The sequence below is a fragment of the Paenibacillus thermoaerophilus genome (assembly GCF_005938195.1).
GTDB classification, from domain to species: Bacteria; Bacillota; Bacilli; order Paenibacillales; family Reconciliibacillaceae; genus Paenibacillus_W; species Paenibacillus_W thermoaerophilus.
In genome coordinates, this window is the sequence record NZ_VCQZ01000013.1 from 58,074 (window position 1) to 72,675 (window position 14,602).

General features: G+C 62.8%; 16 protein-coding genes. 11 read left to right on the forward strand and 5 right to left on the reverse strand.

Going from position 1 to position 14,602, the window contains the following annotated elements:
• Positions 1–143: 143 nt before the first annotated feature.
• The 3 genes from FE781_RS10595 to FE781_RS10605 are packed head-to-tail and all read right to left on the reverse strand — an operon-like array spanning position 144 to position 3,390.
• Positions 144–1,127 (reverse strand): 2,3-diaminopropionate biosynthesis protein SbnB, encoded by a 984-nt coding sequence (locus FE781_RS10595; RefSeq protein ID WP_138789601.1) that lies wholly within the window; start codon positions 1,125–1,127, stop codon positions 144–146.
• A complete protein-coding gene (gene sbnA, locus FE781_RS10600; RefSeq protein WP_138789602.1) occupies positions 1,124–2,161 on the reverse strand; it encodes a 2,3-diaminopropionate biosynthesis protein SbnA in 1,038 nt (345 codons plus the stop codon). The genes FE781_RS10595 and sbnA overlap by 4 nt, the downstream gene beginning before the upstream one ends.
• A gap of 14 nt (positions 2,162–2,175) precedes the next feature.
• Positions 2,176–3,390: a phenylacetate--CoA ligase family protein gene (locus FE781_RS10605; RefSeq protein ID WP_138789603.1), complete on the reverse strand. Its 1,215-nt coding sequence runs from the start codon at positions 3,388–3,390 to the stop codon at positions 2,176–2,178.
• Positions 3,391–3,494: 104 nt separating this feature from the next.
• On the opposite strand from FE781_RS10605, the gene FE781_RS10610 reads away from it, so the two are divergent.
• The 8 genes from FE781_RS10610 (at position 3,495) to FE781_RS10645 (ending at position 9,752) form a co-directional block, all read left to right on the forward strand.
• Positions 3,495–4,430, forward strand: a complete 936-nt coding sequence (locus FE781_RS10610; RefSeq protein ID WP_138789604.1) for a YheC/YheD family protein — start codon at positions 3,495–3,497, stop codon at positions 4,428–4,430.
• Between the two features lie 158 nt (positions 4,431–4,588).
• Positions 4,589–5,170: a TetR/AcrR family transcriptional regulator gene (locus tag FE781_RS10615; protein ID WP_138789605.1), complete on the forward strand. Its 582-nt coding sequence runs from the start codon at positions 4,589–4,591 to the stop codon at positions 5,168–5,170.
• 32 nt (positions 5,171–5,202) lie between these two features.
• Complete coding sequence (locus FE781_RS10620) at positions 5,203–5,523, forward strand: DMT family transporter (RefSeq protein ID WP_138789606.1); 321 nt, start codon at positions 5,203–5,205, stop codon at positions 5,521–5,523.
• Positions 5,524–5,528: 5 nt separating this feature from the next.
• A complete protein-coding gene (locus FE781_RS10625; RefSeq protein ID WP_138789607.1) occupies positions 5,529–5,855 on the forward strand; it encodes a DMT family transporter in 327 nt (108 codons plus the stop codon).
• A gap of 284 nt (positions 5,856–6,139) precedes the next feature.
• The gene (locus tag FE781_RS10630; RefSeq protein WP_138789608.1) at positions 6,140–6,919 is read left to right on the forward strand and encodes a gluconate 2-dehydrogenase subunit 3 family protein; all 780 of its coding nucleotides are present in this window, start codon (positions 6,140–6,142) and stop codon (positions 6,917–6,919) included.
• A 48-nt stretch (positions 6,920–6,967) separates the two neighbouring features.
• Positions 6,968–8,692 carry a GMC family oxidoreductase gene (locus FE781_RS10635; RefSeq protein WP_138789609.1) on the forward strand — a complete coding sequence of 575 codons (1,725 nt, stop codon included), beginning with the start codon at positions 6,968–6,970 and terminating at the stop codon, positions 8,690–8,692.
• Positions 8,693–8,726: 34 nt separating this feature from the next.
• Positions 8,727–9,461 (forward strand): twin-arginine translocase subunit TatC, encoded by a 735-nt coding sequence (gene tatC / locus FE781_RS10640; RefSeq protein WP_138789610.1) that lies wholly within the window; start codon positions 8,727–8,729, stop codon positions 9,459–9,461.
• Positions 9,462–9,563: 102 nt separating this feature from the next.
• Positions 9,564–9,752 (forward strand): twin-arginine translocase TatA/TatE family subunit, encoded by a 189-nt coding sequence (locus FE781_RS10645; RefSeq protein WP_138789611.1) that lies wholly within the window; start codon positions 9,564–9,566, stop codon positions 9,750–9,752.
• Positions 9,753–9,874: 122 nt separating this feature from the next.
• Here FE781_RS10645 and FE781_RS10650 read toward each other — a convergent pair whose 3' ends face one another.
• Positions 9,875–10,549 carry a class I SAM-dependent methyltransferase gene (locus FE781_RS10650; RefSeq protein WP_170209509.1) on the reverse strand — a complete coding sequence of 225 codons (675 nt, stop codon included), beginning with the start codon at positions 10,547–10,549 and terminating at the stop codon, positions 9,875–9,877.
• A 323-nt stretch (positions 10,550–10,872) separates the two neighbouring features.
• Between FE781_RS10650 and FE781_RS10655 the strand changes: the two genes are divergently transcribed.
• The 3 genes from FE781_RS10655 (at position 10,873) to FE781_RS10665 (ending at position 14,004) form a co-directional block, all read left to right on the forward strand.
• Entirely contained in the window at positions 10,873–12,231 is a 1,359-nt protein-coding gene (locus FE781_RS10655; protein WP_138789613.1) for an extracellular solute-binding protein, read from the forward strand.
• A 65-nt stretch (positions 12,232–12,296) separates the two neighbouring features.
• Positions 12,297–13,178, forward strand: a complete 882-nt coding sequence (locus tag FE781_RS10660) for a carbohydrate ABC transporter permease (protein WP_138789614.1) — start codon at positions 12,297–12,299, stop codon at positions 13,176–13,178.
• Between the two features lie 4 nt (positions 13,179–13,182).
• Complete coding sequence (locus tag FE781_RS10665) at positions 13,183–14,004, forward strand: carbohydrate ABC transporter permease (protein ID WP_138789615.1); 822 nt, start codon at positions 13,183–13,185, stop codon at positions 14,002–14,004.
• A 110-nt stretch (positions 14,005–14,114) separates the two neighbouring features.
• On the opposite strand, the gene FE781_RS10670 is transcribed toward FE781_RS10665, so the two are convergent.
• Positions 14,115–14,591: a copper amine oxidase N-terminal domain-containing protein gene (locus FE781_RS10670; protein ID WP_138789616.1), complete on the reverse strand. Its 477-nt coding sequence runs from the start codon at positions 14,589–14,591 to the stop codon at positions 14,115–14,117.
• Positions 14,592–14,602 lie beyond the last annotated feature (11 nt).

Sequence of the window (14,602 nt, forward strand, 5' to 3'; positions counted from 1 at the left end):
GCCTCGCGCGGAATCCGTCGCGCCTTACCGGTTCCGGCCGGCCGCCTGGCAGGGGGCGATCGCGGCAGGCGCCAGTCTCGTCCATCGCCGGCTTCGGCGCTCCCGGGTCTCCGCGCAGCAGGCAGGAGCAGCCTGCGGAGCCGTTAATCCGGCAGCTCCAGGCCGATGCCCGCGCGCTCCGCCTGCCGGACGTACCAATCGGCGACGGCGAGGTCGAATGCGGCCAGCCCCATCGGGCAGAACAGCACCGTGCCGCCTCCGGCCGCCGCGCCCCAACGGCCGCGACAGACGGCCTCGTCGAGGGCGATCGTTTTATCGCGCTGGAGGCCCCGTTGCAGGTGAAGCCGTTCGATGTCGGTATCCTCGCGGCACACTTCCTCCCAGTCGTCCACAACGATCGCGTCCACCGCGCCGTCCAGCGCCTCCAGGCGGTAGTCCCGCAGCGAGACGTTCAGCAGCAGCGCGCCCGGCTTCGGGGGCAGGTCGATGTAGCGGCCGGGAGCCACGGTGCAGGTAAGCACGACGTCGGCCGATTTGTACGCCTCCTGCCAGGAGGGCGCGGCGCGGACGCGGTGGCGATGCTGCGGGGCGATGCCCGTCAAGTCGACTCCGGCGGGATCATGGACCGCCAGCGCGCCGATCCGATCGCCGAACAGCTCGAACAGCATCCTCGCGTGTAGCCGGCCGACCGGTCCCCATCCGAAACACAGCGCGTCAAGCGGCCGGGCCGCTTCCCCGGCGGCGCGCGCCCGCAGCAGCTCTTCGAGCGTCAGCGCGGTGACGGCCGCCGTCCGGATCTGGCTGAGCAGGGCGCTGTTGCAGACGGCCGCGGGCCGCCCCGTGTCCGCCTCGTTCAGCACCGTGACGCTGTGGGCGCGCGGCAGTCCCCGGCTCTTGTTGCCGGGGAAGCTGGCGATCCACTTGAGCCCGGCGACATGCAGCGGGGCGCCGACGTAAGCGGGCATGGCGATGATCCGGTTGCGGCGGTCGCCGTAACGGAGGTACGGCTTCAGCGGCTGGGCGGCATCGCCGCGCAGACGGCACTCCAGCACCGACCGGAGCCGTTCGATCAACTCCCGCCAGGGTATGCCCATCATGCGGACATGATCGTCGTTGATATACCTCATGACACTTCCTCCTGTCCGTCCGCGATGGGCGAATCCGCCGAGCCGCCCGACAGCAGCCGGTCCGGCTCCCGCAGAGCCTCGGCTCCGAACTCCCGGGCGACCCATTCGTCATCGTAGACCGTGTCGAGATAGCGGTCGCCCCGGTCGGGCAGGATGACGGCGCATACCGCGCCGTCCGGTATGCGGCTCCGGCAGCGCGCGACGGCGGCCAGCACGCCTCCCGACGAAGCTCCCGCCAGGATCGATTCGCGCCGCAGCAGCAGGCGGCAGCCGGCCACGCAGTCGCGCTCCTCGACCGTCACCGTGTCGACCGAGCCCGGCTCCGGCCTCAGCGGCGGCACGATCGCCGCGCCGAGCCCCGGCAGCTTGCGGCGGCCTCCTTGCGAACGCCCGTAGACGGCGCTGCCGGCGACGTCCACGGCGACGACTCGTGTCGGGAGGCCCCGCTCGCGCACGTAATCGGAGCATCCGCGCAGCGTGCCGCACGTGCTGACGCCGACGAACAGCAGGTCGATGCGGCCCAGCGAGGCGACAAGCTCCGGCATCGTCGTCTCAAAGTGCGACCGCGCGTTTTCGGCGTTGCGGTATTGATTGGGCCAGTAGCTGCCGGGAATCTCGCTCAGCAGACGCTGCACGCGGGCGAGCCGGGCCGGCAAATATTCGCCCGTGGCCGGATCGGGCTCCGCCACCATCTCGATGCGGGCGTTGTATAACCGCAGCAGCCGCAGATTGACGGGGGTCGTCTTCGGGTCGACGACGCAAATAAACGGAAGATCCATATAATTGCAGAACTGAGCCAGACTGATCGCCAAATTCCCGGAGCTCGATTCCACGACCGTCGTGCCGGGCCGCACTATTCCCTCCCGCACGGCGTTCCGCAGCATGGCGAGGGCGGGCCGGTCCTTGCTGCTGCCGCCGGGATTCAGCATCTCCAGCTTGGCGTACAGCGCGAACGGCGTGTCGCCGAGAGCCTTGGCGAGCCGTACGGTCGGCGTGGCGCCGACCGCGCGGAACACGCCTTCGTCGATCGTCACGATGGGGTCCCTCCTTAATCGGTGTAAAGCTTCTTGTGTTTGACAACGCCCGATCTGAGCGGCTGGCCGTCCGCGTCGGCGTACACGACGATCTCATCCAGCAGTCCGCCGGATATCATGCGCCCGATCTCCGGCAGCTTCTCCTGAAGATCGAGGCGGATCGCTTCCAGCCGTTCGGCGGTGAGGCTCTCCTTGGCGGCGCGAATCCCCACGGCAAGCCGGTTGCGGGCGACCCCGACGCGAATCGCCGCGTGGAGGATATGGCGGCAAACGACCTCTTCGATGTCGTACAGGCTGATCTTCTCCCCGTGCTTCAGCTCCGCGCCGACGCGCTTGACCAGCGCTTGGAAGGTGGCCGTCTTCCGCCCGTCCACTTCCGTCTCCCGCAGATCCCGCACGACATCGTACGTCACGTAGCGGATGGCCGGGAACAGCTCGCGGTCGAACGAGGTCAGGGTCAGGATCGACTCGCCCGGGCTGAGCTCCGTATCCGGCAGACCGGCCTCCGACGGATCGAGGCCTTCGGCGATCAGGCCGTCCAGCAGCACGTAGCGGCCTAGGTCGTGGCGGAAATACGCGATCGTGCCGATCTCGATGCAGCCGTACGTGTCGATAACCGATTCGCGGGCAATCCCGAGCAGCTTGGCCGAGTTGCTCTGCCATTCGGGCGAGGCCGTCTCGCCGACGAGCAGGACGCGCTTCAATCCAAGCGCGGCGGGATCGGCGGCCGCCTCCAGCAGCGCATCGAGCAGCGACGGCATCGTATACAGCACGTCGGGACGGAACGCCCGCAACCGCTCCAGATGCTCGCCGACCGGAGCCTGATACGGGATCGACAGCGTCTCGAAGCCCAGTTCCCGAAATATCGTCTCCGCCGTGCTCGCCGCATGTCCCGTCCCCATATCGGACGCCGCCCGCGTATAACCGAGTCCGCCCGTCAGCCGGCGGAACAGCTCGATCTTGCGCTCCACGTACCGGCGCTCGTCGTCCTCGGAGTAGACGATCGCTTTGCGCGTGCCGCCGCTGGTGCCGGACGTCCGGTAGACGGTGCAAGCGCCGGCCGGCGGTTCGGCCGCGTAGTAGCGGCGTTCCAGCACCTCGGCCGTCATCGGCGGCAGATCGTTCAACCGGCGGATGTCGGTTCCCCGGATCATGTCCGCGTACCAGGGAAAAGCGCGAGCCGTCCTCTCCGCTTTCTCGTGCAGCGCTCGCAGCATGGCCTGTTCCATGGCGGTTCCTCCTTCCGGATCTTATCACATTGTATGCAGCAACGAAGGTTCGGGCCCACGCCCCCGTCTGCCGGCGGCATATGCTGTGACAGGCGGTGAGGCGTGTGAAGACGGACGGAGGGAGACTCCGCATCTACAGCAAATGGAAGCGCATGATCCCCCTGATGGCGGATGCCGCGTCGAAGGCCAACGTGCCGGAGACGCATCGGTACGGACCCGTAATCCTCGGCCAATTGCTGAAGCGATACGGCATGGTGTATGTGAAGCCCGATCTGGGGGCGCACGGACGCGATGTGTTCCGCATCGAGCGTCTGGGGCGGGGGAGAACGGCGGCGTACCGGCTAAGGTCCAACGGCAGGACGCGCCGCTTCGGGCGTTTGTCGGGAGTGACGGCGGCGCTGGCCGTTCCGGCGCGGCGGGAAAACTATTTGGTGCAGCAGGGGATTCGGCTGCTTCGTTACCGGCGGCGGCCGTTCGATTTTCGCGTGATGACGCAGAGGAACGAGAGAGGCAGATGGGAGGTGACGGGCATCGCCGGAAGGCTGGCACGGACGGGGCGCATCGTCACGAACGGCAGTCAGGGAGCGGAGATTCTCTATGCCGGGACGCTGCTCCGGTCACGGGCGAAGGGAGACGCGCCCAGGCAGGTGCGAAGGCTGGAATCGCTCGCGCTGACCGCTTCCGAGGCGTTCGGGCGCGCGTATCCCGCCTCCAGGGAGCTTGGCTTCGACATCGCGGCCGACAATGAGCTGAGGCTGTGGATCTTGGAGGTCAACACGCGGCCGGAGGCGACGCCGTTCACGAAGCTCCCGAACCGGTCGATGTACCGGCGCATCCTGAAGCTGCGCCGCTTCAACGCCGCTCCTCCCAAGCCGGCCCGGCCGCTCCGTACTGTGCCGCCCGCAGCGCGCAAGCGGCGGCCGGCGAGCTTCGAGGCCTCCGGGCGTATTCCCGGGGCGCTGATGAAACGGCTCCGGAAACCGTCGGCGGTTAAGCCCGCAAGCCGGACCGCGGGGCGTGCGGCCCGCCGCGTATCGTGATCGGGCCGGGAGCGGCCCCGATACATAGAAGCGCGCTAGCGGCGCCGGCCGAATGCTGCGGGCGAGGCGGCAGGACGCAGCGAAGATTGACCTTGGCGTTTGGGCGAGGTATGATAATGCCACGGACTAACTAACGTTCGTTAGGAAGAGGGGATCGGATGACGCTGGCCAAAATCAGACAAGCCGCGCTTGAACTGTTCGCCGAGCAAGGGTACGAAGGAACGGCGCTGTCGGAGATCGCCCGCGCGGTCGGCATTCGCACGCCTTCCCTGTACGCGCACGTGTCGTCGAAGGAGGAGCTGTTTCTCGGCCTGTTGCGCGACGCGATGGAATGGGAGAACGCATGGATGGCGCGCGTGCTGGCCGGCCCCGGACCGGTGAAGGACGAGGCCGACCGAGAGTCGCGGCTGAAGTCCTTTTTTTTCGCGTATACGGATTTGCCCGGCGCGTCTCCGGAGCGCAGGCTGCTGCAGCGGACGTTGATGTATCCGCCCAAGGCGCTGAAGGAGAAGGTTCAGGAGACGTTTGCTTATTACGAAGGACGGCTGACGGACTTGCTGGGCGCGATCGGCTACCGCGATTTCGTCAAGGCGGCTCCTTCGCCGGAAGCCTGGGTGTCGGCGATGTATTGTTTGCTGGACGGGCTGTGGCTGGAACAGCGCTTTTACCCGGGGCCCGAGTACGAGCGGCGCCGCCAGGCGGTCTGGGAGTTTGCGAAGCGGACGTTGATCGACAGGTAAAACGGCAAACCGGCAACAGGGGGAACGGAAGTATGGGTTGGTTGTATGTGGTGATCGGCGGGTTGTTCGAGATCGCCTGGGCCATGGGGCTTAAATATTCGGAGGGCTTCACGAATGTGCCGATGACGGCCTTCACGATCGCGGCGATCGGGTTCAGCTTCTGGATGTTCGCCAAGTCCATGAAAATGCTGCCGATCGGAACCGCGTATACGGTATTCACCGGCATCGGCACGGCGGGTACGGCGATTATCGGCATGCTGTTCCTCGGCGAACCGGCCGGAGCGGCGAACGTGTTTTTCCTGTCGCTGCTGCTGCTCGGAATCATCGGCCTGAAAATGACTTCGAAGGAGTGAGCGGCGTGGCCTGGGTGTTTTTGATCTGTTCGGGCATCTGCGAGATGATCGGCGTGACGCTGATGAAGAAGTCCGAAGGCTTCACGAAGCGGCTGCCGACGATCGGCGCGATCGCGGTCGGATTCCTCAGCTTCTATACGCTGTCGAGGGCGTTGGGCTCCATCCCGATCGGAACGGCGTATGCCGTATGGACGGGCATCGGATCGGCAGGCAGCGTGCTGCTGGGTATGATCTGGTTCGGCGAATCGCGGAGCTGGCTGCGGTTGTTCTTCATCTGCTGCATCATCGGAGGCGTGGCCGGGCTGAAGTTTTTCGGAGCGGAAGCGGCTTGACGGCCGCTTCCGGCGCGTGCCGGGCCGTGATCCGGGACGCCGCAGGCGGGCTGTTCGCCCTCCGCGCCAAAGACGCGCTCGAATGACGGCGCATCGTTCTGGTTCAAGGACGATGCGCCTTTTTTGCGTATAACGGACCGGTTCCGTTCTTCCCTCTCTCGCGCGGAACCGGAAGCCGGCGCCCGTCCCGGGAGCGGCCGAGGCCGCATGCATAAGAAGTCCACCGCGAAGCAAAATACGAATACCATACATCCAAAATGATGCAGACGAGGAGGATAGAGGAGATGGAGGAGCGGAACGGACAACATCCGCCGGACCGATCCCGACGCCGTTTTCTGAAATATTCGGGGGCGGCGCTTGGGGGAGCGGTTGTCGGCGGAGTGATCGGCGGGGCGATTGTCGGCGGACTGAACAACAGGGGCGGCAAAGGAAACGGGACCGGTTCCGCCGGGAACAACAAGGACAACGCGGCTGCCGATTACAACCAAGCGGCGATGTTCTTCACGCTGCAGCAGTTACGGATTACCGAAGCCGCCGCGGAGCGTATTTTCCCCAAGGATGAGCTCGGCCCCGGCGCGGCCGAACTGGGGGTCGCGTACTTCATCGACCATCAGATGGCCAGTCCTTTCGGCGTGAACGCGCGGGAATACCGAATGGGGCCGTTCTTCAAGGCCGAACCGACGCAAGGCGAGCATGTCCGCATCCCGCGCAGGGATCTGTTCACGATGGGCATTCAAGCTCTGGAAGATACCGCCAAGAGCAAGTACGGCAAGCCGTTTGCCGAACTGAGCGACGAAGAGAAGGACGCCGTGCTCGCGATGATGGAGAACGGCGAGATTCCGGTGGTTGACAGCGGGACAGGCAAAGCGTTCTTCAACCTGCTTCGCCGGCTGACGCTCGAAGGCGTCTATGCCGATCCGCTGTACGGCGGCAATAAAAACATGCAAGGCTGGGCCATGCGGAAATATCCCGGCAATCAGATGTCGTACACCGACATCATGGAGTCGGACAAATTCGTGGAAATCGCGCCGAAAAGCTTGCGCCACCACCTGGTGTCCGAGTAGCAAAGGACGGGCGCGAACCTTTATTCTGTGGAAGGATGTGCGTGCCGTATGGCGACGAAACTGCCGAGCGTACCCGTCTTGATCGTCGGCATGGGATGGATGGGCGGCATTCTTTCGGCCGAGCTGACCAAGCAAGGCGTCAAAGTGGTTGCCCTGGAGCGCGGCAAGCCGCGTCAGATGGAAGATTACTATATGGTGCACGACGAGCTGCGTTATTTTTTTCGCTACGAGATGATGCAGGATTTGTCCAAGGAGACGATTACGTTCCGCAACACCGAAAAAATGACCGCCGTGCCGATGCGCGAATTCGGCTCGTTCTTGATGGGCGAAGGCCTGGGCGGAGCGGGCGTGCATTGGAACGGGCAGACGCTGCGGTTCCTGCCCTACGACTTCGAGATTTACACGAAGACGGTCGAGCGGTACGGCAAGCGGAAGATTCCCGAAGGCATGACGATTCAGGATTGGGGGATTACATACGACGAGCTTGAGCCGTATTTCGACAAGTTCGAGAAAATGGCGGGCATCTCGGGAGATCCGGAAGAAAACCCGCTGATCGGCAGACGGTCCAGTCCGCTGCCGACCAAGCCGATGATCCGCACCCCGGCGCTGAAGCGGTTCGAGGAAGCGGCGAAAAAGCTCGGGTACCATCCGTACATGATGCCGTCGGCCAATCTGTCCGAAAACTACACGAACCCCGACGGCATCACGCGCGCGGCCTGCCAGTACTGCGGATTCTGCGAGCGGTACGGCTGCGAATACGGGGCCAAAGCCGATCCGGTCGTCACCGTCATCCCCGTGGCGCAGCAAACGGGTAATCTGGAATTGCGGTCGTACTCCAACGTCACCCAGGTGCTTCACGACGGCAAAAAAGCGCGGGGCGTCCTCTACACGAATACAATTACGGGCGAGCAGTTCGAGCAGCCGGCCGACGTCGTCATTCTGGCGGGCTACGTGTTCACGAACGTCAAGCTGCTGCTGGTCTCGAACATCGGCAAGAAGTACGACCCGGCGACGGGCAAGGGGGTCATCGGCAAAAACTACGCCTACCAGACGGGCGGCGGATCGGCGGTCGGCTTTTTCGACGACGAGGAGTTCAACTTGTACGCGGGCGCCGGTTCGCTCGGCATGGAGGTTCCCGATTTCAACGGGGACAACTTCGACCATACGGACGTAAACTTCATCCACGGGTCGGGCATCCGGATCTCGCAGACAGGCTTCCGTCCGATCGCCACCAACTCCACGCCCGCCGGCACCAAGCAATGGGGCAAGGCGTTCAAGCAAGCGTCGATCAAATACGCCAACCGCGTGCTGACCGTGGCGCAGCAGGGCAGCAGCATGCCGTGGCGGCATCACTACATGGACCTCGACCCGACCTACAAGGACGTCTACGGGCTGCCGCTGCTGCGCATCACGTTCGATTTCGAGGAGCAGGACCGGCAACTCGTCAAGTTCATGGCGGCGAAAACGAAGGAAATCATGCAGGAGATGGGCCCCACGTCCATCGGCTCGAACGACCAGCTCGGTCCGTACAACATCGTGCCGTACCAGTCGACGCACAACACGGGAGGCGCGATCATGGGGGCCGACCCGTCCACGTCGGCCGTCAACTCGTATCTGCAAATGTGGGATATGGAGAACCTGTTCGTGGTCGGAGCGTCGGCGTTCCCGCACAACAGCGGCTACAACCCGACGTGTACGGTCGGCGCGCTGGCTTACCGGGCCGCCGAAGGCATCGCCAAATATCTGAAGCAAGGCAGCGGGTTGGTCCTCTGACGCGGCGCGCGCTTGACGGGAGGCGAAGACGGGAATGGGACAGGAAGAATGGCTGAAGCATCTGGAGGAAGCGCGCAAGCGGCTGGCGACGGTCGCGGTCTGCTTCGTCCTGTCGCTGTGCGCGGGCTTGTATGCGGCCCCGGGCCTGCTGCGATACTTGAAGAGCCGGCCCGCAAACGCCGAGATCGAGTGGAACGTCTTCTCGTTCACCGACGGGCTGATGGTCTACATGAAATGCGCGATGCTGGTCGCGGCCTTGTTCACGCTGCCGGTGCTTCTGCATCAGATGTGGCTGTTCGTGCGGCCCGGCCTTACGGACCGGGAGGCGCGCAGCGCGCTGCCGTACATCCCGGCGGCATTCGGCCTGTTTATCGGCGGCGCGTCGTTCAGCTACCTGGTCGTGTTCCCGATGATGCTCGGATTTTTGCAGAAGCTGAACCAATCGATCGGCGCTTCGGAGACGTACGGGATCGACCGCTATTTCTCGCTGATGTTCAGCATCGTGTTCCCGATGGCGATCGCCTTCGAGCTGCCGGTCATCCTGCTGTTCCTGACCCGGATCGGCCTGCTCACGCCCGAACGCCTCCGGCAGACGCGCAAATACGCCTACGTCGGACTGACGATCGTCGGCGCATGCATCTCGCCGCCGGATATGCTGTCGCATCTGTCAGTCACCATCCCGCTGCTCCTGCTGTTCGAGATCAGCGCGCTTGCGGCGGGACGCCAATGGCGGCTGATGCGGCGGAGACCGTCGGGGCCGGACGGCTGAGCCGCATCCCGGTAATCCTGAAATGCCGGCGATCCGTCCCGGCCGACGGGGCGGCGAGGCCGTATCCTTGCGTTACTTTTCCCGGAAAGGAGGAACCTTCCGATGTTCAACAATATCGGCGTCTCGGGCCTTGTGCTCATCTTCGCCATCGCGCTGATCGTGTTCGGCCCCGCCAAGCTGCCGCAACTCGGCCGCGCCTTCGGCGATACGCTGCGCGAGTTCCGCAACTCGACGCGCGGCATCGTCGAGGACGGCAATGTCATCGACACGACCGCGGACCAAAAAGAATAGACGGTCCGCGCCGCGGATCGCCGGCGCTCCGGGACGGAAACCCGGAGCGCTTTTTTTGCGGCCGCCGTCAGCGGGACTACGTCCTTGAAGCCGCCGCCGCGCGCGCCCGGCCTGGCCGCCCGCTACGAGGGCTTTTCCAGCAGCATCCGGAAGACGTATTGCCGTTCGCCGTGCGTATCGGAGAAGATCGCGTCGTCCGGCATCGACGGCTGCAATTCTCCGGCGAAGACGAAGCCCGCGCCGCGGATCGCATCGAGCAGCTCTTCCGGGCGGACGGACGGCACGTCGAACGTCAGCACGGCGCGGCCGCCCGGGCGAAGCGTGCGGTAAAATTCGGCGAAAACCGCGCGCCGTGCCTCGCGCGGCACATGCTTCAGGACGGAGATGCAGAAGATGCGGTCGAACGCGTTGTTTTCGTAAGCCAGATCGGTCAGATCGGCAAGGCGTCCGCGCACAGCCTTCAGCGTCTCCAGCGTGAGCGACGCCGCCGCGCCGTGGCCGAAATCGGCGGCGATCTCCTTCAGCAGAGCCGCGGGCTGAATCAGCCGCGCGTCGGTATCGCAGGCATGCGCCTCCCGGCAGCGCGCGCCCAGCCAAAATTTGAACGGATGGGAAACGCCGCAGCCGGCATCCAGCGAGACATGGTCGGCCGAAGCCTGCGTCATCGCCCAGGCGTATTCGTAAGGACGGCTCCACCAAGAGCGGGGCAGGGGAAACACCACATTGTCCACCTGCCGATCCGCGGCCCGGATATAACGGGAGCAGAGGTCGTCGAGAGTCGTCATCGTCACATTCATGTCGGACGGGCCTCCTAAGTTGCGATTGGACGGCGGGTTAACCGCCATATCCCATACGTATGGCGGATCGGGGCCGCTTATGAGACCGCCGCGCGCAGGTCCGTTGCCGACCGTCCCGACAAGCGGCCGGCCTTCTCCGTTATTCGGCGGAGAAGGCTTTTTTGTTCCCTTCGATGCCCTCCGCCGCGCCCCGCTCTCCGCATGTGCCTCCAGTAGAGATTTTTATCCCTGTTTTCGAGAAATGTCTGTCTATATGGCAACCGGCCGCCGTTCCTATAATCGAGATGTAAGCATTATTAAAACGTTTACCGGGAGGTCAAAGAATGATGAAGACCAAGAAAGGGCTGCCCGTAGCGATGGTCATGGCTTTGGCCGTTGCGGCGGCAGGCTGCGGCGGCGATTCCGATGACGGCTCCGTATCCCCTGCGGCGAACGCTTCTTCCGCACCGACTGTGCAACCTGCCGAACCAGCAAAAGAATTCAAGATGACGATCCGCCACATCAACGTGCGCGAGACTTCGAAAAACACGCTAGCCTTGCTTCAAGAGGTCGCCAAAAAGACCGAAGCTGAAGTGCCGGGCCTGAAATTCGAGCTCGACGGCGTCGAAGACACGGTCAACCGTGACCAGAAGCTGAAAGCGGAAATGGCCGCCGGCAACCCGCCTCCGATCTTCAACCTGTTCGGCGGCGACGACACGAAAAACTATTCCAAAGCGGGACGTCTGCTGGACTTGACCCCGATCATCCAAGAGCTGGGCCTGAGCGACAAATTCCTCAATCTGGGCGAGTTCACCGTGGACGGCAAAGTGTACGGCCTGCCGGAAGCCGGCTACGTCGAAGGCTTCTTCTACAACACGAAGATGTTCGCGGACGCGGGCGTGCAGGTGCCGACGACGTGGGACGAGTTCCTTCAGGTCTGCGAGGCTCTCAAGGCCAAAGGCATCACACCGATTGCCCTCGGGGGCGGAGGCGGCGACGCTTGGGCCATCAACATGCTCGTCAACTCCATGTTCGTTCGCCACGGCGGTGTCGAAATCCAGGAAGGCTTCACCACCGGCAAGACGAAATGGACCGACAAACCGGTCGTGGACGGGCTGAAAATGCTCGACGAGCTGAAGCAAAAAGGCTACCTCGACAAAAACGCCATCGCGCAAAAATACGCGGAAGGCCAAGCGAAATTTTACACCGGCCAAGCGGCGATGCTGTTCGACGGCACGTGGGCGATCGCCGGCATCACGGGCGAGAGCTCGACGATTAAAGACAACGTGGGCTTCTTCAACTTCCCGAACGTCGGCGGCCCCGGCGACAACACGATCAACGGCGGCTTCTCCAACGGCTACGGCTTCTCCAGCAAGCTGAACGAAAACGAACTGAAAGCCGTCAAGGCGTTCATCAAAAACTACTACACCGAAGCCAACCAAAAGCTCGAGCTGGCTCAATCCGGACGCATCCCGTCCATGAAGCTGTCCGACACCGGCGACGCGAAAGGGCTGATCGTCGAAGCGGTCAAAGTTCAAAACAAACAAAAAGCGGCCTTCCCGGCATTCGACTCGCTGGTTCAGGCTTCCGTCAAGAAAACGCTGGAAGAAGCCGTAGAGGAACTGGTCGGCGGCAAAATCACTCCGGAACAAGCGGCGGAAAAGGTGCAAAAAGCGCAAGAAGAGGCCAACAAAGCGCAATAATCCGGACTTGAACAATCGGGCGCCACTGTACGCGGTGGTGCCCGCTTCATCTCGGGGGGCTGCTCATGGAAAAGGTCATGCGAAACAGGCTGGCTTACGCGATTCTGGTCATCCCGGCATTGACGCTGTATATCACGTTTTACGTCGCCCCGCTGTTCAGCTCGCTGCGCTACTCGGTGACGAGCTGGAACGGCATTAACGAAGCGGCGTTCACCGGACTGGACAATTTTATCGGCGCGTTCCGGGACGAGAAGTTTCTCGTCTCCTTGAAAAACAACATTTATTTCGTGCTGTTTTCCGTATTCGTGCAAATTCCGTTTATCCTGTTCGTCTCGATCGTCATCAGCGGCGCTCGCCGGTTCCTGGACTTCTACAAGACGACGGTATTCCTGCCGAGCGTATTGTCCACCGCGATCGTCAGCATTGTCTGGAAGTTTATTTACCATCCGGACGCCGGCCTGATCAACCAGATTCTTCGCGCCGTCGGCCTGGAATCGTGGGCGATCGGCTGGCTCGGCGACGAACGCTTCGCGTTTTTGGCCATTCTGTTCGCCAACGCATGGCAATGGACCGGCTTTTATGTCGTGCTCGTGCTGGCCGCGATCTTCGGCATTCCCAGGGAGATGCAGGAGGCGGCCGAGATCGACGGCGCCGTCGGCTGGCGCAAAGCCCGATATTTGACGATACCGCTGATTCGTCCGGTAATTCTCGTCACGATGCTGCTCTCCATCACCGGCGCGATGAAAGCTCTCGATATCGTACTCATTATGACGGCGGGGGGCCCGTTCGGAAGCTCCGAGGTGATGGCGACGTACATGTACAAGCAGGCGTATTCGATGTCCAAGTTCGGCTACGCCAATGCGATTTCGATCATCATTTTCCTGTTCACCTGCGTGCTGACGCTGATCTTCCATCTGCTGACGCGCCGGTCCGAGGAGGAGGTCTGACAAGATGCGCCGAATCCAAGCCGTCCGGCATCTCGTGCTGCTGCCTTATATTCTCGTCGTGCTCTATCCGCTGTATTTCGTGTTGATCTCGTCCTTCAAGGGCAATTCGGAAATTGTGCTCAAGCCGTGGAACTTGCCGGAGAAGATCGATTTCTTCAATTACGTGAACGCGTTGTCCAACAACAACATCGGCCGTTATTTCTTCAACAGCTTGTACGTCACGACCGTCTCGACGACCGCCGGCATCTTGCTCTCGCTGGGAATCGCTTTCGCGGTCACCCGGATGCGGTTCCCGCAGCTCAGCAGGCTCGTCTACGGCGTATTGCTTCTGTCGCTGCTGATTCCGCCGGTGTCGCTGCTCATTCCGCTGTACATCATGATCAAGGATTTCGGCCTGTACAATACGCCGATGGCGCTGATCGTGCCGTATACGGCGTTCGGCATTCCGATCTCGGTGTTCATTATCGCCGCCTTCCTCAAGTCGATTCCGAGAGAATTGGAGGAAGCCGGCATCGTGGACGGTCTGTCCGTATACGGGCTGCTCGGCCGCATCGTGTTCCCGCTGACGACGCCTACGCTGGTGACGGTGTTCATCCTGAATTTTATGGGCCACTGGAACGAATACATCATGGCGAACCTGTTCCTGTCGAGCCAAAGCCTGCGTACGCTTCCGGTTGCGGTCGTCTCCTTCATGGACAAATTCAACATGAACTACGGCGCCCTGTGCGCTTCGGTCGTCATCAGCAGCGCGCCGGTTATTGCCGTGTACGCGATCCTGCAGCGCAAAATCATCGAAGGCGTGGCCGCCGGCAGCCTGAAGGGCTGATCGCCCATCCAGGAAGTCGGTCATGGACCTCGACTGCGGCCGCATGGCATAGTTTACGAGAAACGGCGTATCATCCCCGGACAGGGACGATACGCCGTTGATTTTTGGATTCATTCGGGATGCAGAACGATCTGGTTCGTATCGGGCAGCCATTCCACGCGTTGTCCCAGATTCTCGCTTACGAATCGCACGGGCACCATCGTGACGCCGTCTACGATCTCGGGAGCGGCATCCAGTTCGACGGCATTGCCGTCGACATACGCGACCTCTTTGCCGATATATAGCTGGATCTCGCGTCCGCCGTGGGAAATCGTGACCAGTTGGATATCGGGGTCCCATTCGAGCTCGCCTTCCAGCGAATCGACGACGAACCGGAGCGGAACGAGGGTGACTTGTTCTTCCGTCATGACCGGAGCGACCTCAAGCTCGACGGCATCGCTGCCGACTTGGGCGGAGGTGCTGCCGATCCGCATGATGATCGATGCGTTGTTCTTGGATGCGGCGGCGGCCATCGGGGCGGCGGTCGCCAGGACTAGCGCAATCGGGAGCGACAGAGCGGCAAATCGTCGAATACGCGAAAGAGCCATCGGGGCGGCGA